Genomic DNA, 19,134 nt, shown 5'->3' on the forward strand with positions numbered 1-19,134 from the left:
ACTCGGTTTATTTAAAATCAGGCAGAAATTTCCGCACGTCGACTTTTTTGAATTTGGAACGGACAAAGTGCGATTTCAGATGAAAGGGTACCGTGCAGTCAAAAATGGTTTTACAGGATACGCCCTGCTGCGAAATGCTCGGGCTGTATTCCGGCACCTGCGACGGGTCCAGGGGGTGGCAACGCACGCCGGGGATAAAGATGGTATCGACGTCGCCCTGGTAACGGGTCTGCATCGCCCACAGGATATCGTCGGTATCAAAGATATCGACATCCTCATCGACCAGGATGACGTGCTTGAGTTCCGAAAACGCGGCGAAGGCCAGCAGCGCCGCCTGCCGTTGCCGGCCTTCGTCAACCGGCGAGGCTTTTTTGCATTGCAGCACCGCCAGCAGCTTGCCGCCGCCGGAGGTGTGGGCATGCACGTTCAGCACCCGCCCCGGCATGGCCCGTTCAATCATATCCAGGATACTGGCCTCGGTGGGAATGCCCGCCATGCTGACATGCTCGCCGCTGGGACCGAGGGTGGTTTGCAGGATCGGGTGTTTTCGGTAGGTGACCGCCTTGACCTTGATAACCGGCAGCGCCGCCTTGGCTTCGCCGGTATAACCGGGGAATTCGGGCATGGCTTTACCGGTATGGGTGTTCTGGTCTTCCCGCACGCGTACGTTGGGCAACAGTTCGCCTTCGATAACAATTTCGGCGTGCGCGATGGCGCGCTCGTCGATGGTCAGGCAATTGACCAGCTCGACGGCTTTGCCGCGCAGCGCGCCGGCGATACTGAGTTCGTTAAAGCCAAGCGGGGTGGTGGGCGGCTCGAAGCAGGCGGCGATTTCGATGGCGGGATCGACGCCGATGCTGATGGAAATCGGCAGCGCCTGTCCCAGCCGTTCGGCTTTTTCACGGAAGGCGTCGATATGCCGGCCCGGCGTCAGCCACATGGACAGTTCGTCGCGGCTTTGAATGCAAAGACGATGAATGGTGATATCGGATTGTTTGGTTTCCGGGTCGGAGGCGTAGCATAACCCCATGGTGAAATACGGGCCGGCATCTTCTTCGGTATTGGTCGGCGCCGGTAATAATGTCCGCAGGTCAAACGCCGGATCCGAGGCGAGATGGACCACTTCCTGGCATACCGCCTTTTCCTTGCCGACCACGACCGGCGCTATGGCGTTGGCTACCGATTCCTTTAACAGGAAACCCAATCTTTCCGGTGCGCAGTTAAGCAGATGGCCCACGCGTTCGCGGGTAGACATCAGGCCGGTCACCACGCGCACGCCGGGGAATCCCTTAATGGTATTGAACATCATCGCCGGCCCTTTGCGTGTCGGGCGCTGGCAGGTGCCGCCCGCGCCGACGTAGCGATAGACGCCGGATAATTCAGCCTCGGGATCGACCTCGACATCGGTGCTGACGAATTCACCGGCAATCGTTTCCAGCAGGGCGATGGCCGACCGGAGATCCTGTACGGGTTGCCGATCGGTGTTAGGGTTCTGTTCTGACATTTTTCCTCCGAAAAGACAGTGATATACATCCTGCGAAGACTATATCCCCGGCCACGTAATGGATAAAGTACCGTTTATATTCAGCCGGTAAACCTTTTTGGTTTAGATAAGCTCATGAAAAAACACGCCGCAGCGTATTTCCCGCTCTCCCGCCATGACCGCGGAAACCCGTTTCGTTTGCGGTTGCGGATCTGCTAGATTAATTCGTGTCCAGGATGAAAGGAGCGATATCATGACCCGTCTTACCGCTAACGATTTTGATCCGCAGCTGCTTGAGCTGTATGACTATTACGTCCATGGCAAGATCACCAAGCGTCAATTCCTGGTCAAGGCGGCGCACTTCGCCGTCGGCGGTTTGACCGCCGCCGGCATACTGTCCTTGCTCAGCCCCAATTATGCCCTTGCCCAGCAGGTTGAATTTACCGACCCGGATATCGCCGCGGAATATATTACCTACCCGTCGCCCAACGGCCACGGCCAGGTGCGCGCTTACCGGGTGCGTCCCGCGGCGGCCAGGGAGCCGGTGGCGGGGGTGGTGGTGGTACATGAGAACCGCGGGCTCAATCCGTATATCGAGGATGTGGCCAGGCGCGTCGCCAAGGCGGGATTCGTGGCCCTCGCCCCCGATGGACTCAGCTCCGTCGGCGGTTATCCCGGCAATGACGACAAAGGCCGCGAACTGCAGCAGCAGGTGGATCCCACCAAACTGATGAATGATTTTTTCGCCGCCATTGAGTATCTGATGGGGCGCGGGCAAACCAACGGCAAGGTGGGCATCACCGGTTTTTGCTACGGCGGCGGGGTGGCCAACGCGGCGGCCGTGGCCTATCCCGAGCTTGGCGCCGCCGTGCCTTTTTACGGCCGGCAGCCGAAACCGGAGGACGTGCCGCGCATCAAGGCGCCGCTGCTCTTGCATTATGCCGGGCTCGATACCCCCATTACCTCGGGCTGGCCCGCTTATGAGACGGCGCTGAAAGCCGCCGGCAAGACCTATGAGGCCTATATTTACCCCGGCGTGAACCACGGATTCCATAACGATTCCACGCCGCGCTATGACCAGGCGGCCGCCGATCTCGCCTGGCAACGCACCATCGCCTGGTTCCGGCGTTATCTGGCGTAACCGCGGCGGGCCTGATGCCGCGCCAGCGGCCTCTTATACTCCGGGGGCGTCGAGGTGGGTGCTTTTCAGCTGGTTATCCTGCTGATGGCGTTCGAGCGCCAGCGTGATCAACCGGGTGATAAGCTCGGCATAGCCGATGCCGCTCGCCTGCCATAATTTCGGGTACATGCTGATATTGGTAAAGCCGGGCAGGGTATTGACTTCGTTGACAATGGCGTCGCCGGCGGCGGTGAGGAACAGGTCCACCCGGGCCATGCCCTGGCACTCCAGCGCCTGGTAGGCCTTGACGGCCATGGCGCGGATGCGCTCGTTGACCAGGGCGGGGATATCGGCGGGGATCGCCACCGTCGCGCCCTGTTCGTTGATATATTTGGTTTCGTAACTGTAAAACGCGTCGCTGAGAATAATTTCTCCGCAGCCGCTGGCCTGCGGCTGGTCATTGCCCAATACCGCGCATTCGATCTCGCGCCCGGTAATGGCCGCCTCCACCACCACCTTATGGTCATAGCGGAATGCCAGTTGCACCGCGTGGTTGAATCCGGCTTCGTCGGCCACTTTGCTGACGCCGATGGAGGATCCCTGGTTGGCCGGCTTGATAAACAGCGGCAGCCCGAGCCGGGCGCTGACCGAGGCGAAATCATGGCTGGCGCTATTGGCCCGGGTCAGGGTCACAAATGGCGCCACCGGCAGGCCGGCATCGCGCAGCAGACGTTTGGCGATGTCTTTATCCATGCAGAGCGCCGATCCCAGCACGCCGCTGCCGACAAACGGAATATTGGCCATGCGCAGCAGGCCTTGTAACGAGCCGTCCTCGCCGAGCGTGCCGTGAACAATGGGAAAAATCACGTCCATCTGCGCCAGCGCGCTGGCGTTACGGCTTTCGATAAGCTGATGGCTCGCCTGTCCGGGCACCAGCGCCACGCCGGTATGGGACGGGTTCAGGGCGATACGGGCCGGATTGTCCTGATGAAGCAGGTAATCCGAGGCATCGTTAACGTGCCAGATGCCCTGTTTATCGATGCCCAACAGGGTCACATCAAATTTTTCACGGTCGATATTGTCAACAATGTTTTTCGCCGATTGCAAAGAGACCTCATGCTCGGCCGATTTCCCGCCAAAAATGACGCCTACCCGAATCTTTTTCATCTGTTGATCCTTATGGTTGCCTGCTTTTATTGGCAGGCCACTGTCGTCTGGCTGGCGTGCGCCGGCAAACCCATGGGTATTGCCGTCCCGTCCGACCACATTATCACCGATGCCGCACCTTGCGCCAGATGCCGGCGCCGCCGGGCAACCGCTGACGGCGCCCTGGCCTCAGGCCGCATTTTTGCCGCGCAGCCGCCAGCCGGCGGCGAGAAGAATAAACCACAGCGGCGTGACCATCAGCGCCGCGCGGGTATCCTCCTGCAGCGTCAGCAACACCAGCACAAACAGGAAGAAGGCCATGCAAACCCAGCACATCACCTTGCCCAGCGGCATTTTAAAGCGCGACTGCCGATGGCGCTCGGGATAGCGTTTCCGATAGGCCAGGTAAGAGCAGAGAATAATGGTCCAGACAAACATAAACAGAATGGCGGATACCGTGGTCACCAGGGTAAATACCGTCATCACGTTCGGGATCAGGTAGATCAGCGCCACGCCGATAAGCAGGCACAGGCAGGAGAACACCAGGCCGTTGGTCGGCACGGCGCGACGCGATAGCAGCGCGAAACGCCGGTGGGCCACGCCCTGTTCCGCCAGGCCGTACAGCATGCGGCTGGTGGAAAACATGCCGCTGTTGGCCGAGGAGGCCGCGGAGGTGAGCACCACAAAATTCACCACGCTGGCGGCGGCGGGCAGGCCGGTCATCATAAACATCGACACAAACGGGCTGTGGTCCGGCGCCACGCTGTCCCAGGGCGTTACCGCCATAATGGCCATCAGCGCCAGCACGTAAAACATAATCACCCGCAGGGGGATGGCGTTGATGGCGCGCGGCAATACGGTGTGGGGGTCGCGGGTTTCCGCCGCGGTGGTGCCGACCAGTTCAATCCCGACAAAGGCGAATACCGCAATTTGGAACCCGGCGAAAAAACCGTCGAGACCTTTGGGAAACAGGCCGCCGTGCTGCCAGAGATTCGCAATGGATGCCGTGCCGCCGGCGGGCGAGTGGTAGTGCATCGCCGCCAGCAGCGCGCCGGCCGCGATCAGGGCGACGATGGCGATGATCTTGACCAGGGCGAACCAGAATTCCAGCTCGCCGAACAGCCGCACGGTGGCGATATTCAGCGAAAAGAACACCGCGACGCACAGCAGGCCGCTCATCCAGATGGAGAAGCCGGGAAACCACAGCTGAAAATAGGCGCTGATGGCCACCACATCGGCAATGCCGGTCACCACCCAGCAGAACCAGTAGGTCCAGCCGGTAAAGTAACCCGCCCAGGGGCCGAGCAGGTCGGCGGCGAAATCGCTGAAAGATTTATAGGCCAGGTTGGAGAGCAGCAGCTCGCCCATCGCGCGCATCACGAAAAACAGCATAAAACCGATAATCAGATAAACGAAAATGATCGAGGGCCCGGCCAGGCTGATGGTTTTGCCGGAACCCATAAACAGGCCGGTGCCAATGGCGCCGCCGATGGCGATCAGCTGGATATGGCGGTTATTCAGGCTGCGTTGCAGCGTATCCGCAGGCGCTTGCGTTGCCGGGCTCTGTGTAGAATGTTCAACCATATAGACCTATTCCTGTCAGTGATGTTGTGTCGGCTCTGCCGGCCGATAGCTGTGAAAGGGGAACCGTTTCGCGGGGCATAAGATAAAGTAATAATGAGGCGGGGGGGTAATGGTTTTTTATTGCGGCGCCGGGGGCTTTTGACCGGCTCAGCGCTTCGCACCCATCATAAAGGCCAGTTTACGGCCGCCGCGGGTCTGTTCCAGCGCCAGTTTAACCGACAGGGTCAGCGGCACCGCCAGCAGCACGCCGGTCATGCCCAGCAGTCCGTCCCATACCACCAGGGAGATGATCACGGTGCTGGTGGTCATATCCAGCTTACGTCCGATGATGTAGGGCTCCAGCATGCATCCCAACAGCAGGTTCAGCGCCAGGAACACCATCAGCACCGCCGCGCCCGCGCCGGCGCCGTTAAAGATAAACGCCTGGATGACCGGCGGTATCGCGGCCAGCACCGAGCCGATGACCGGGATAAAATTCAGCAGGCAGGCCAGCGCGCCCCAGATAAAGGCGAACTTGACCTGCAGCAGCAGGAGGGCGCCCCAGATAATCAGGCCGCTGACCAGGCTGGAGAGCGTTTTTATCGCCAGGTAATGACTGACGAAGCCGATGCCCTGGCGCATGGCCGCCATGCCCGGCGATGAGGCGTGCAGCAGGCGCTGGCTTTTCGCCACCAGGGCGGGCACTTCGATAAGCATAAACAGCACCATCAGGAACACCACCAGTACCGTCGACAGAATGTCCGAAATCCGGCCGAGGGTACGGGTGGCCATCCGCAGCAGCTGGCCCGGGTCGAGATAGGTCATGACGTCGTCCGGCGTCAGCGTGACCCCGGCGCGCGCCAGCGGGGCCAGTCCGGCGGACAGGGGACCGGACAGCAGGCCGCCCGCCTGGCTGCTCATCTGGTTGAGTTCCGGCAGGGCGTCCATGATGTTGAGCAACGTGAACAGCAGCGCGATGAGCAGGCCGCCGCTCAGCAGCGCCACCCCCGCCAGCCGCGGCAGGCCCAGGCGTGTCATCAGGCCGATCAGCGGCTCCAGGACAATCGCCAGAAACAGCGCCAGCAGCAGCGGTACGATAACCGGGGCGGCCAGATGCACGCCCGCCAGCACAATCACCACGCAGGCCAGCAGGCGCAACACGTCAGTCAGGGCTATCTGCTGTTTATCATGAATGGTCATGCGGTGTGCTCCCGGAGTGCGCCATCGTTGCCGCCGCGCCATGTCGCCGGCATGGAATCCGGCCAATATAGCGCGGGAAACCGGCATTTGCCGTGACGGCCGTCCACCGGTTTTCACTTCATATTGAAAGGGAATGCGGCTGAAGGTTAATCATACAAACCGTCGCGTTGCACGGCGGAATGGTTTTTATTGTCACGGATGCGGCGCACGGAATCCCTGATCATCAATTTGCCGTTCAGCAGCAGATTGCCCACCGGCGCGTCGGGACACAACAGCCGCTGCTGCAGCGTCCTGACGGCCTCCACGCCCAGTTCGTCGCGCGGCACGTGCACCGACGTCAGCGGGATATCATGAATCGCCGCCAGGTTAAAACCGTCCATGCTCATCACCGACACATCCTGCGGCACGCGCAGGCCGGCCTGGCGCAGGGCGTTGACGGCGCCCACCGCCATAAAATCCCCGCCGGCCAGAATGGCGCTTGGGCGCTGCGCCGGCGGGCAGCGGCGGATAAAATCCCCCAGCGCCCGTTCCGACTCCGCGGTACCGAACCCTTGCACCACCAGCTGATGGCGTTCTTCGTCAAAGGGCAGGTTATGGGCATGCCAGGCTTCGCGTATCCCGTTCATACGCAGTTCCATGGTGTAGCGTCGCAGGCATTGCAGGGTCAGGATATTACGGTGTCCCTGCTCGAAGAGGTAATGGGCGGAAAATTCGCCAATCAGCTGGTGATGCGGCGATACCGAGGGCAGGCGCATGCGGCGATCGTAACAGTTGATCAGTACGCAGGGTTTATGCAGTTCGGCCGCCAGGGTATGGATGCGGTCATCATCAATGCCGACCAGCAGCGCCGCTTCCGTCTGCGGCTGGTTCATCCTGGCGAGGAACAGGGCGGCGTCGCTGTCGTTCTCGTCCAGCGCGCAGTAGCGCAGCCGCACCTCATGCTGCTCCAGCGCCCGGCTTATTCCCTGGATCACCTTGTAATAAAAAATATCGGTACGCACGTCGAACGCCCGCGGCGGGGCAAACACCAGCAAACTGTTCAACAGCAACCGGCCGGTGGACAAATTATTCATGACCCCCTCCAGCCGGGCGGCCTGTAGTACGCGGGACCGCGCCGCGGGACTGGTATTGGCTTTGCCCGCCAGCACCCGGGAAACGGTACTGATGGACAGTCCCGTTTCCCGGGCGATATCGGTGATTTTCAACTTTCCTTTCATTTTGTGATCGCCTTCAAATTAGCAAATGAAAAAATTTTCATAACGCCTTCGGCAGCGTCCCCGGGCCCCCCGGCGCGGAGAGGCGCCGGATTCACTATCTCATGAAAATCTTTGCAAAAAATGGCCTCGACCCGCGTTTTGGGCTCTTTTACTGTCGGGCGATGGTCACGTTTTACGTCTGGACGCGGGCGGTGTGAATGAGGGTAATCCGATGGACGGCAAGCCGGCGGAACGCGCAGCGTCTCCCGCCTCGCGCCCGCCGTTCGCAACCTGGGGTAAATCATGAATCTTGAAGGCCATACCAAAGCGCTTTCCCTGGCGGGTAAACGGGTAGTGCGAAATTTACGCTGGTGGATGCTGGCCCTGTTCCTGCTTGGGGTCACCGTTAACTACATCACGCGCAACGCGCTGGGGATCCTGGCGCCCGAGCTAAAAGTCAGTCTGCATATGACCACCGAACAGTATTCGTGGATCATCGCCGCCTTCCAACTGGCCTATACGGTGTTCCAACCGTTTTGCGGCTGGCTGATTGATGTGATTGGTTTAAAAATGGGGTTTTTCGTTTGCGCCCTGATCTGGTCGGTCATGTGCCTGCTGCACGCCGGGGCGGGGAGTTGGGTGCAATTGGCCATCCTGCGCTTTTTTATGGGCGCGTCGGAAGCGGCGGCCACACCCGCCAACGCCAAGGCGATTGGCGACTGGTTTCCTAAAAAAGAACGTCCCGTGGCGGCGGGTTGGGCCGGCGTCGGGTTTTCCATCGGCGCCATGCTGGCGCCGCCGATCATTTATCTGGCGCACGCCAGCTTCGGCTGGCACGGCGCCTTTTTTCTCTCCGGCGTCCTTGGCCTGCTATGGGCGGGCATATGGTGGTGGCTTTACCACTCGCCCGCGACCCATCCCAATCTGGGCGAGGATGAGCGCGGGTTTATCGGCCAGGACCATGATCCCGACCCGGTCCGGCAGCCGTTCTGGCAAGCGCTGAAAACCATTGCCCGGCTCAAGCGTTTCTACGGTATCGCCATTCCGGCCTTCCTGGCCGAACCGGCCTGGGGCGTGCTGAGTTTTTGGGTGCCGCTCTACCTGGCCAACGAACGCGGCATGGAACTGAAACAGATTGTGCTGTTCGCCTGGCTGCCGTTTCTCGCCGCCGATTTAGGCAGTATCGCCAGCGGTTATCTTACCCGCCTGTATATTCGCTGGTTTGGCTGTACGCGCATCAATTCGATCGTCGCCAGTTCCATCACCGGCGCTTTTCTGATGTTGTCGCTGGCGTTGATGACGCTGGTGCAAACCCCCTGGCTGGCCATCCTGCTGATTTCCATTGGCGGTTTCGGCCATCAGGTGATCTCCTGCATGCTCAGCGCCCTGGTGGTGGAATCTTTCGATAAGGGCCAGATGGCGACGGTGAACGGCATGCGCGGTTCCTGCGCGTGGATCGCCAGTTTTCTTTTTTCATTAATTATCGGCGTCACCGCCGATACCATCGGCTTTAACCCGCTCTTTGTCGCCATGGGTTTTTTTGACCTGATCGGCGCTATTTTCCTGGTGATGTTTATTGCCGAACGGCGCGTTGGCGCGCCGGTATGACGTAGAGGAAGCAACAGATTATGAAGACGTTGAAACAGTGGCAACTGAACCGGCAAACCGACCACTTTATTGAGCTTAGCGTGGACGGCGCGCATCTTTTCCGCCTGTATGTGCTGGAAAACGGCCTGTTCCGCGTGCTGATCAAAAAGGGCGGGGAGCTGGCGCTCGATCGCACCTGGAGCATCGCGCCGCAGCGGGATGTCCCCTGGGAAGGGCGGGATCGCGAATATATCGATGATTTTGCCTTGCCCGCCTTCGAGCTTGAGCATTGCGACAAGTCCCTGCGCCTGAGCACCGACCGGGTGAGGGTAACGGTGCACCAGCCGCTGTGGCTGGAATGGGAATACCGGATAGCGCCGGGCGGCTGGCTGCCGCTGGCCTGCGATCGTCCCACCGGCGCGTATTTGCTTAACGCCCATGGCGACGGCGCGGAGCATTATCAGCGCCGGTATGGGCAGGACCGTTATTACGGCCTGGGCGAAAAGGCGGGCGATCTTAATCGCCTCGGCAAGCGCTATGAAATGCGCAATCTCGACGCCATGGGGTATAACGCGGCGTCCACCGACCCGCTGTATAAGCATATCCCGTTCACCATCACGCAGCGTGGCGACGCCAGCTTCGGCCTGTTCTACGATAATCTCAGCAACAGCTGGTTTGATTTAGGCAACGAGCTGGATAATTACCATCCGGCCTATCGGCGCTATCGCGCCGAGGCGGGGGATCTGGACTATTATCTGTTTCTGGGCCCGCGCGTGCTGGACGTCACCAAGGCTTTGGTGCGGCTGACGGGCAAAACGGCGTTCGGCCCCAAATGGAGCCTTGGCTACAGCGGGTCGACCATGCATTACACCGACGCCCCGGACGCCCAGCAGCAACTGCTGGCTTTTATCGCCTTATGCCGCGAACATGCCATTCCCTGCGATTCGTTCCAGCTGTCGTCCGGCTATACCTCCATTCACGACAAACGCTATGTCTTTAACTGGAACCGGGAAAAGTTTCCGCGCCCGCGGGAGATGACGCAGGCGTTTCACCAGGCGGGGATCAAGCTGGCCGCCAATATCAAACCCTGCCTGCTGCGGGATCATCCCCAGTATGCCGCGGCGGCGGAGCAGGGTCTGTTTATCCGCGATTCTCAGCATGACGGCCCGGCGAACTCGCTATTTTGGGACGACGAGGGCGCCAATCTCGATTTTACCAACCCGCGTACCCTGGCCTGGTGGCAGGAAAATGTCACCCGGCAACTGCTGGAGGTCGGCATCGACGCCACCTGGAACGACAATAACGAATATGAACTGTGGGACGGCGAGGCGCGCTGCCAGGGGTTTGGCCGTGAAATCGCCATTAAACATATCCGCCCGGTCATGCCGCTGCTGATGATGCGCGCCTCCCTGGCCGCCCAGCAGCGGTTCGCGCCGCAAAAGCGGCCGTATCTGATTTCCCGCTCGGGCTGCGCCGGCATGCAGCGTTATGTCCAGACCTGGAGCGGCGATAACCGCACCAGTTGGCAAACGCTGCGGTTTAATACCCGTATGGGGCTGGGCATGAGCCTGTCCGGGCTTTATAACATCGGCCATGATGTCGGCGGTTTCGCCGGCGACAAGCCGGATGCGGAGCTGTTTGTGCGCTGGGTGCAAAACGGCGTGATGCATCCGCGTTTTACCATCCACTCCTGGAATGATGACGGCACGGTCAACGAACCCTGGATGTACCCGTCGTCGACGGCCATGGTGCGCTCGGCCATCCGCCTGCGCTATCGCCTGATGCCCTATCTGTATACCCTGTTCTGGCAGGCGTGCAGCGAGGACGAACCTATGCTGCGCCCGACGTTTCTCGATCATGAGCACGATGAGCGCACCTTTGCCGAAACCGATGATTTTATGCTGGGGCGCGATCTCCTGGTCGCGAGCGTCGTGGAGCCGGGCGCGCGTAAAAGGCGGGTCTACCTGCCGGACAACACCACCGGCTGGTATGACTGGCACAGCGGACAATGGTTTGCCGGCGGCCAGGATATCGTCCTGGACGCGCCGCTGGAGCGCCTGCCGATGCTGGTGCGGGCCGGGGCCGCCATTGCGCTTTCCGGCTGTTATCAGTGCCAGGATCCCACCCTGGATGATGAACGCCGCCTGGCGCTGTTTCCCTTGCCGGGGACAGAGGAAAGTTCGGGAATGCTGTACGAGGATGACGGCGAAAGTTTCGCCTGGCGGGACGGGCACGCGCTCTGGCTGGAATGGGATATGCAGGCCGGTCCCGGCCGGGTGGATATCCGGTTCCGGCGGCGCGGCGATTACCGGCCGGCCTGGCGCGAGCTGGTCCTGCAACTGCCCGCAGGCGATACGCGCGCGCTGTATATCGACGGCGCGCGCACCACCCGATACCTGCTGGCCTAGGCCGGCGACGCCTGCAGGTTGGGACGGCGCGTTCGCCCCGTGTCCGCCGCCCGGCAGGTCCCGGCTTTTTATCCGCTGAACGGGCCAGGCCTCATGGCGACGGCGCCGCGGGCCTGGCGCGCATCAGCGCCATGCGGCCTGGCCGCCTGCTCTTATGCCGCTTTTCGCCGTTCGCGTGGGTGTCACTGGTATGTAAATTAAATGTGATGGAGATCGGTAAACGAACAAAAAATACTTGTATGGTAGTAAGCATCTGCATATCTTTTCACCACATTCATTCGGCGGGTGCCATTGCGCGCCGCTGATGGCATGTATAACGGAGATATCCCCTCTCTGTACCTGAAACTGTGCCTGAGACAATTTGCAGAGAATAACCCTATGAGTATAAAAACAGAGTCAACACGCCATCAGCCGGTACGAAGCACCGCTGATCTGGTCAAGGTTTCCGTATCCGGCTGGCTGGGCACCGCCCTGGAGTTTATGGATTTCCAGCTGTATTCGCTGGGCGCGGCATTGGTTTTTCATGAGGTGTTTTTCCCGGAACAATCCGCCGCCATGGCGTTGATCCTGGCCATGGGCACCTACGGCGCGGGGTATATCGCCCGTATCGTCGGCGCGTTTATCTTCGGCCGGATGGGCGATACCATCGGGCGCAAACGGGTGCTGTTCATCACCATCGCCATGATGGGTATCTGTACCACGTTAATCGGCGTGTTGCCTACCTACGCCCAGATCGGCATCTACGCGCCGTTACTGCTGATAATCCTGCGTATTATCCAGGGGCTGGGCGCGGGCGCCGAAATCTCCGGCGCCGGCACCATGCTGGCCGAATATGCGCCCAAGGGTAAACGGGGGCTTATCTCCTCCCTGGTCGCCATGGGGACCAACTGCGGCACCCTGTCGGCCACCGCGATTTGGGCCGTGATGTTTTTTGTGCTGGATAAAGAGCAGTTGGTGGCCTGGGGCTGGCGTATTCCTTTTTTATCCAGCATCGTGGTGATGATTTTTGCCATCTGGCTGCGCCTGAACCTGAAAGAAAGCCCGGTTTTTGAAGAAGTGAAGGACAGCGGCGAAGGCAAGGTCGCGGTTACCGACGCGGTGCTTGATACCCATTCCCTGGCGGCGATGTTCAGCAGCAAGGCCTTCTGGCTGGCGACCGGGCTGCGTTTTGGCCAGGCCGGCAATTCAGGATTGATCCAGACCTTCCTGGCCGGCTATCTGGTGCAGACGCTGTTGTTTGAAAAAAAGATCCCCACCGACGCGCTGATGATAAGTTCAGTGATAGGCTTTCTCAGCATTCCCCTGATTGGTTGGCTGTCCGATAAAATCGGCCGGCGGTTGCCTTATATCCTGCTGAATATTTCGGCGATTATCCTGGCGTATCCTATGCTGTCGATGATTGTCGACAAGAGCAACGACGTTAACACCATTATGGCCTGTATTATCATTATCCATAATTTCGCCGTGCTGGGGCTGTTCGCGCTGGAAAATATCACCATGGCGGAAATGTTCGGCTCGCGTAATCGTTTCACCCGGATGGCGATTTCCAAGGAGCTGGGGGGATTGGTCGCCGTTGGGTTCGGTCCCGTCCTGGCCGGTATTTTTTGCAGTATGACCGGCTCCTGGTGGCCGATTACCGCGATGATCGTCGTATATTCCTGTATTGGGCTATTCTCCGCCGCCTGTATGCCGGAAGTGAGGGATCGCGAGCTGAGCACCCTGGAGGATGCGGCGTAATTCGCCTGCGGCGGGCTTATGTTGCCGCGGTGAGGGTTTCGTTTGTAGTGCGCGGTGAGGCTTATGGTGCCGCGGCGGTAAGGCTTATGTTGCAGCGGTGAGGGTTTCGCTTGCCGTGCGTGAGGTGTTCATATGTATTGCCGGGCGCCGGCAAGCGACAAAGAGGCCGTACCGCGACGGCCTCCTTGACCTCCGCGCGTCCGGCAGGTCGTGCGCCGCTGCGCGGTCCCCGGCATCCCCCATCCCGGCTTGTGGACCGCCCGGTATGCGCTCCCGGCGCAAACCGGGCTTTCGCCGCTCCCGGCGGCTCATCCAGCCAAGATGCGCGCTGCCGGCGCACTCTATGCCGGCACCACGTCAACACCATCGCCTGTGAGTAAAACAGCGTTTTGGGGTTCATCGCGGTATGTGATTACCGGGAAAAATATCAGTATTTATTTTGGGCTGATGGCTGAAAGCGTAAGGTTTAAGTTGCATGAATGATGAACGCCTTATTGCATGGCTGCATGGCTGCATGGCTGCATGGCTGCATGGCTGCATGGCTGCATGACTGCATGACTGCATGACTGCATGACTGCATGACTGCATGTCCAACTTTTCGCTGTGCCAGCTGCATTCCGTACCCGTTGTATTCCAGAACCGTCAATCGCATTCCGACGCCAGACCCTATCCAAAACTACAGCGCCGCTGTTGTTTCATAATATGCAGCGCCAACAGCGACATGGGGACCGGCATAAAGCGCGCTGACGGCGCCTGTGCCCCCGGCATGAGCCGCCGGGAGCGGCGAAAGGCCCGGTTGCGCCGGGAGCGCATACCGGGTCGGTGCATCACGGGGGCATGGGCGACGGAAGGCATCGCGCAGCGACGCGCGACCTGCCGGGCGCGCGGAGGTCAAGGAGGCCGTCGCGGTACGGCCTCTTTGTCGCTTGCCGGCGCCCGGCAATACATATGAACACCTCACGCACGGCAAGCGAAACCCTCACCGCAGCCACATAAACCTCACCGCCGCGGCAACATAAGCCTCCCCGCTAGCGAAACCCCCGCCGGGTGTCCAACGGCGCTAAATCAAATCACATACCGTGCCATGGGCCGCTACACCAGCTTTAACGCCCCCTGGCGCCGGGCTTTAAGACGCGCCGCGTTTGTCTGCGGTATTGTGCTCGAAATCAGCCGCGTCGTGGCGTTCATGCAACTGCTCGGCGGGATCGCCCCAGGTACGGTTGACCTTGCGTCCGCGCTGCACGGCGGGGCGCCGGCTGATGTCCTCGGCCCAGCGCGTGAAATGCCGGTAGGAGGTAATATCCAGGAACTCGCCGGCGTCATACAGCCCACCCTGCACCAGGCTGCCGTACCATGGCCAGATGGCGATATCCGCAATCGAATAATCCTCGCCGGCGATAAAACGGTGTTCGGCCAGTTGCCGGTCCAGCACGTCGAGCTGGCGTTTGGCTTCCATGGTGAAACGATCGATGGCGTATTCAATTTTTACCGGCGCATAATTATAGAAGTGGCCGAAGCCGCCGCCCAGATAAGGCGCGGAGCCCTGCAACCAGAAAAGCCAGTTCAGCACTTCGGTGCGCGCGGCGCGCTCCTGAGGCAGGAAACGCCCGAATTTTTCCGCCAGATAAAGCAGGATGGAACCGGATTCAAATACGCGGATAGCCGGCGACGCCGAACGATCGAGCAGCGCGGGTATTTTGGAATTGGGATTGACGGCCACGAAACCGCTGGAAAACTGATCGCCTTCGCTGATGCGGATAAGGAACGCATCATACTCCGCGCCGCTTTCGCCCAGCGCCAGCAACTCCTCCAGCAGGATGGTGATTTTCTGCCCGTTAGGCGTGCCCATGGAGTAAAGCTGCAGCGGATGTTTACCGACCGGCAGCGTCGCCTCGTGGGTCGGGCCGGCGATGGGGCGGTTGATATTGGCGAACGCGCCGCCTTGTTTCGGCTGCCAGGTCCAGACTTTGGGCGGTTGATAGTTATTTTCCGACATAGTGCGGGTTAGCCTTCAGGTAAAAAACGTGAGTTAAGTGTAGCAGCCCGGCGAAAGCAGGTTTAACCCTCTGTGGGATCGCCTGGCAACAAAGCATCCGGGCGCAGGCCATTCTTCTGCCATGCCGCGAGGCGTTAACCGTTGCGCGCCATAACGCGGCGGGTGAGGATCGGCAGCGAGATCACCGCTATCAGCATCAGGCCGACGATAATGGACATCACGATGCCGGGCACGTTCAGCAGGCTCAGGCCAAAGGTCACCAGCCCCATCAGAAAGGCGGCGATGATGACCCCGGTCATGCTGCCCGATCCGCCCAGTACGTTGACGCCGCCCAGCACCACCATGGTGATGACGCTCAGCTCCCAGCCCAGCGCCAGGGTCGGGCGCGTGCTGCCCAGGCGCGAGGTGAGCAGCACCGCCGCCAGGCCGGATAGCAGCCCCACCAGGACAAAAAGCGTCAGGTTATGGCGTTTGACGTTAATGCCGGAATAATAGGCCGCGACGGGATTATTGCCGATGGCGAAGGTGCGGCGCCCGAAGTTGGTCCGGTGCAGCAGGAAGTAGAACAGTAGGGCCAGCAGGATAAATAACGCGAACTCGAACGACAGCGCGCCGAACACATACCCCTGGCCGAAAAAAGCGAAGCCGGCGGGGTAATGGTTGATGGACTGGTCGCCCAACAGCACATAGGTGATGCCGCGAAATAGGCTCATGGTGCCGATGGTGATCACGATGGAGGACAGATTCAGGCGCGTTACCAGCAGGCCGTTGATCAGGCCGCACAGCAGCCCGACCGCCAGGCCGACGCAGACCAGGCCCGGCGTCGCCAGCCCGGCCTGCGCGCAAAATCCCATCAGGGTGGAGCTAAGCGCCATAATGGATGCGACCGACAGATCGATTTCCCGGGCGATAATCAGCATGGCCATCGGCAGGACGATAATGGCTTTTTCGGTGAAATTAAACGTAGCGTCCGACAGGTTCCAGAGATTGAGGAAATAAGGGGATGCGGCGGCGTTGACGGCGAACACCAGCAGCGTCACGACCAGCAGAAACCCCTCCCAGCTCAGCAGGCGGCGGACCAACGGATGCTGGCGCAGCGGGACCGGTTCGGGCTGCGGATGGGAGGATAAGGTCTTGTTCATATACTGCCCTCTTTTTTCAGCCCCGGCTGCGGCGCCAGCGCGGCGTCATGCAGGATCAGGCGTCCCTTACGCCGGTTGGCGCGTTCATTCATCATCACGGCGATAACAATCACTCCGCCGGAAATCGCCATCTGCCAGAATGGCGATACGCCGATAACCGGCAGGGCGTTATTGATAACCCCCAGGAACAATGCGCCCAACAGGCAACCCGCCACGGTGCCGATGCCGCCCATGGTGCTGATGCCGCCGATAACGCAGGCGGCGACGATCTGCAGTTCAAAACCGTTGGCGACATCCACGTAGGCCACCGCGAACCGGGTGATCCAGAGATAGCCGCTGAAGCCGGCCAGCGCGCCGGAGATGCAGAAGCTGATAAACTGCATTTTGCCGGCGTTGATGCCGGCATAGTACGCCGCGGTGGCGTTGCCGCCGGCGGTATACATGGCGCGCCCCGTGCGGCTGTAGCGCATGAAATAGCCCACCGCGGCCAGGACGGCGAGCGCGCACCACCCAAGGATCGGCAAATGCAGGAACAGGGTGCGGGGCAGGCTTAGGAAACCGGGGCTCATCTGGTGGGCGTTGATCCAGCCGCCGCCGGACAGTAAAAAGATAATGCCGCGGTAAATACTCATGGTGCCGAGCGTCACGACAATCGAGGGAATGCCGAGTTTCCACACCAGCAGGCCGTTAATGGCGCCCATCGCTAAACCACCGGCCGTGGCGATAACCACCAGCAGCCCGATCGGCAGCGCCGGGTAATGAAAGTTCAGCAGCGCCACGATCATGCCGGTCAGCGCCAGGTTGGCGGCCATCGATAAATCGATGCCCCTGGTCAGCAGCACCATCATCTGCCCCAGGGCCAGGATAATCAGGATCGCGGTATCGTTGAACATTTCCAGCAGGTTGCCGGGCTGCAGAAATTCCGGCGCGCGGCCGCCCACCCCCAGGATCATCAGCAGGATCACCACGGCCAGGAACAGTTCGCGGTGTTTAAGTAATGTTTTCATCGTTTATGCCACCTCAAGGCCGGCGCCGCTGGCGACACTGACTATCGTTTCCGCCGTGACGTCGGCGGCGTTGAATTCGCCCACCATCAATCCCTCGTGCATCACGATAATGCGGTTCGCCATGCCCATGATTTCAGGCAGCTCGGACGAGACCATAATCACCGCCAGCCCCTGGCCGACCAGTTCGGCCATAAACTGATGCACCGCCGCTTTCGAACCGATATCGATCCCCTTGGTGGGTTCATCGAGGATCACGATGCGCGGCCGCGTCGCCAGCCATTTGCCGATAACCACTTTTTGCTGATTGCCGCCCGAGAGGGTTTCCACCGATTGCCGCCAGCTGAACGCCTTGACCTGCAGGCGCCGGGCGTAGTCGTCGGCCAGGGCCATTTCTTTGCTTTCATTGAGGATGCCGTGCGGATTCAACCGGCTCAGCTGCGGCAGGCTGATGTTTTGATAGATGGGCAAAGCGATTACCGCCCCCTGCTGCTGGCGCTCCTCGGGCACGTAAACGATCCCGGCGTCGATAGCCTCGGCGGGGTTGGCGAAGCGCCGCGCTTTGCCGCCGATAATGATGTCCCCGCGGCTGGGCTGGGTGACGCCGAACAGCGCTTTCATTAACTCCGTGCGCCCGGCGCCGACCAGGCCGTAAAACCCCAGGATTTCGCCCTGGCGCAGCTTGAAGGAGATGGCGGAAAACTCGGTCGGATGGCTCAGATCGCGGACCGCCAGCACGGTGTCGCCGGGCTGGTGCGCGGGCGCGGGATAAGCCTGGCTGATTTCGCGCCCGACCATCATGGTGACCATTTTCGCCTCGGTCATATCGCTGATATGTCCCGAACCGATATAACTGCCGTCGCGCAGGACGGTGTAATAGTCCGAGATGGAAAAAATCTCATCGAATTTATGCGAAATAAACAGGATTGCTTTGCGCTCCTGTTTTAACCGCGCCACGATGCGGTAAAATTCGCTGATTTCATGTTGCGACAGCGCCGCGGTCGGTTCGTCGAGGATCACCACCTGGGCGTCGAAGGAGAGCGCGCGGGCAATGGCCACCATATGGCGCTGCGCGATGCTCAGCTCTTTCAACACCGCGCGCGGATCGATCTGCACGTCCAGCCGGCTGAGGATCGCGCGGGTTTGCCGGTGCATCCGCGGCCAGTCGAGACGTTTAAATACCCCGCTGACCAGGTAGTGGCCGGCAAAAATATTCTCCGTCACCGACAGCTCGTCAAACAGCACGGTTTCCTGATGGATGGCGGTAATGCCCAGCTTATGGGCGGCGTCCGGGGTGGCCAGTTTTACCGGGATGTCTTTATAGAGTATCTCGCCTTCCTCCGGCTGGTAAATCCCGGTCATCACCTTCACCAGCGTCGATTTGCCCGCGCCGTTTTCGCCAATCAGCGCCGTCACTTTGCCGGGATAGAGGTCGACCCGCACATTTTCCAGCGCGCGCACGCCCGGAAAGATTTTCGTGATCCCCTTTAACGCTAACAATGGTGTGGCATCGGCCATGACGTCCTCCGCATTACCCTGCCGCCAGCATAAA

Annotated in this window: 13 protein-coding genes; 4 read left to right on the plus strand and 9 right to left on the minus strand. The window is 60.3% G+C overall.

What is annotated here, in order from left to right; translation table 11 throughout:
* Nucleotides 1–7: 7 nt before the first annotated feature.
* Entirely contained in the window at nucleotides 8–1,504 is a 1,497-nt protein-coding gene (locus ABUK12_RS02070; protein WP_410014724.1) for a UbiD family decarboxylase, read from the minus strand.
* 232 nt (nucleotides 1,505–1,736) lie between these two features.
* Between ABUK12_RS02070 and yghX the strand changes: the two genes are divergently transcribed.
* Nucleotides 1,737–2,624 carry a YghX family hydrolase gene (yghX, locus tag ABUK12_RS02075; RefSeq protein WP_410014725.1) on the plus strand — a complete coding sequence of 296 codons (888 nt, stop codon included), beginning with the start codon at nucleotides 1,737–1,739 and terminating at the stop codon, nucleotides 2,622–2,624.
* Between the two features lie 33 nt (nucleotides 2,625–2,657).
* Here the strand turns inward: yghX and ddlA are convergent, their stop codons facing one another.
* The 4 genes from ddlA to ABUK12_RS02095 all read right to left on the minus strand — a co-directional run bounded on the left by ddlA (nucleotide 2,658) and on the right by ABUK12_RS02095 (nucleotide 7,729).
* Nucleotides 2,658–3,770, minus strand: a complete 1,113-nt coding sequence (gene ddlA / locus ABUK12_RS02080) for a D-alanine--D-alanine ligase (RefSeq protein WP_410014726.1) — start codon at nucleotides 3,768–3,770, stop codon at nucleotides 2,658–2,660.
* Between the two features lie 168 nt (nucleotides 3,771–3,938).
* A complete protein-coding gene (gene cycA, locus ABUK12_RS02085; protein ID WP_410014727.1) occupies nucleotides 3,939–5,333 on the minus strand; it encodes a D-serine/D-alanine/glycine transporter in 1,395 nt (464 codons plus the stop codon).
* A gap of 147 nt (nucleotides 5,334–5,480) precedes the next feature.
* Entirely contained in the window at nucleotides 5,481–6,512 is a 1,032-nt protein-coding gene (locus tag ABUK12_RS02090; protein WP_410014728.1) for an AI-2E family transporter, read from the minus strand.
* Nucleotides 6,513–6,658: 146 nt separating this feature from the next.
* Nucleotides 6,659–7,729: a LacI family DNA-binding transcriptional regulator gene (locus ABUK12_RS02095; protein ID WP_410014729.1), complete on the minus strand. Its 1,071-nt coding sequence runs from the start codon at nucleotides 7,727–7,729 to the stop codon at nucleotides 6,659–6,661.
* Between the two features lie 282 nt (nucleotides 7,730–8,011).
* On the opposite strand from ABUK12_RS02095, the gene ABUK12_RS02100 reads away from it, so the two are divergent.
* The 3 genes from ABUK12_RS02100 to ABUK12_RS02110 all read left to right on the plus strand — a co-directional run bounded on the left by ABUK12_RS02100 (nucleotide 8,012) and on the right by ABUK12_RS02110 (nucleotide 13,440).
* Nucleotides 8,012–9,316: an MFS transporter gene (locus ABUK12_RS02100; protein ID WP_410014730.1), complete on the plus strand. Its 1,305-nt coding sequence runs from the start codon at nucleotides 8,012–8,014 to the stop codon at nucleotides 9,314–9,316.
* A 20-nt stretch (nucleotides 9,317–9,336) separates the two neighbouring features.
* On the plus strand, nucleotides 9,337–11,703 hold the full coding sequence (locus ABUK12_RS02105) for a TIM-barrel domain-containing protein (protein ID WP_410014731.1): 2,367 nt from the start codon (nucleotides 9,337–9,339) through the stop codon (nucleotides 11,701–11,703).
* Between the two features lie 378 nt (nucleotides 11,704–12,081).
* Entirely contained in the window at nucleotides 12,082–13,440 is a 1,359-nt protein-coding gene (locus ABUK12_RS02110; protein WP_410014732.1) for an MFS transporter, read from the plus strand.
* Nucleotides 13,441–14,566: 1,126 nt separating this feature from the next.
* On the opposite strand, the gene yghU is transcribed toward ABUK12_RS02110, so the two are convergent.
* The 4 genes from yghU to ABUK12_RS02130 all read right to left on the minus strand — a co-directional run bounded on the left by yghU (nucleotide 14,567) and on the right by ABUK12_RS02130 (nucleotide 19,100).
* Nucleotides 14,567–15,436, minus strand: a complete 870-nt coding sequence (gene yghU, locus ABUK12_RS02115; RefSeq protein ID WP_410014733.1) for a glutathione-dependent disulfide-bond oxidoreductase — start codon at nucleotides 15,434–15,436, stop codon at nucleotides 14,567–14,569.
* A gap of 134 nt (nucleotides 15,437–15,570) precedes the next feature.
* The gene (locus tag ABUK12_RS02120; protein WP_410014734.1) at nucleotides 15,571–16,578 is read right to left on the minus strand and encodes an ABC transporter permease; all 1,008 of its coding nucleotides are present in this window, start codon (nucleotides 16,576–16,578) and stop codon (nucleotides 15,571–15,573) included.
* The gene (locus ABUK12_RS02125; protein ID WP_410014735.1) at nucleotides 16,575–17,585 is read right to left on the minus strand and encodes an ABC transporter permease; all 1,011 of its coding nucleotides are present in this window, start codon (nucleotides 17,583–17,585) and stop codon (nucleotides 16,575–16,577) included. The genes ABUK12_RS02120 and ABUK12_RS02125 overlap by 4 nt, the downstream gene beginning before the upstream one ends.
* A gap of 3 nt (nucleotides 17,586–17,588) precedes the next feature.
* Nucleotides 17,589–19,100 (minus strand): sugar ABC transporter ATP-binding protein, encoded by a 1,512-nt coding sequence (locus tag ABUK12_RS02130; RefSeq protein ID WP_410014736.1) that lies wholly within the window; start codon nucleotides 19,098–19,100, stop codon nucleotides 17,589–17,591.
* Nucleotides 19,101–19,134: the final 34 nt, after the last annotated feature.

The organism is Sodalis sp. C49 (assembly GCF_046352915.1).
Classification (GTDB): Bacteria; Pseudomonadota; Gammaproteobacteria; order Enterobacterales; family Enterobacteriaceae; genus Acerihabitans.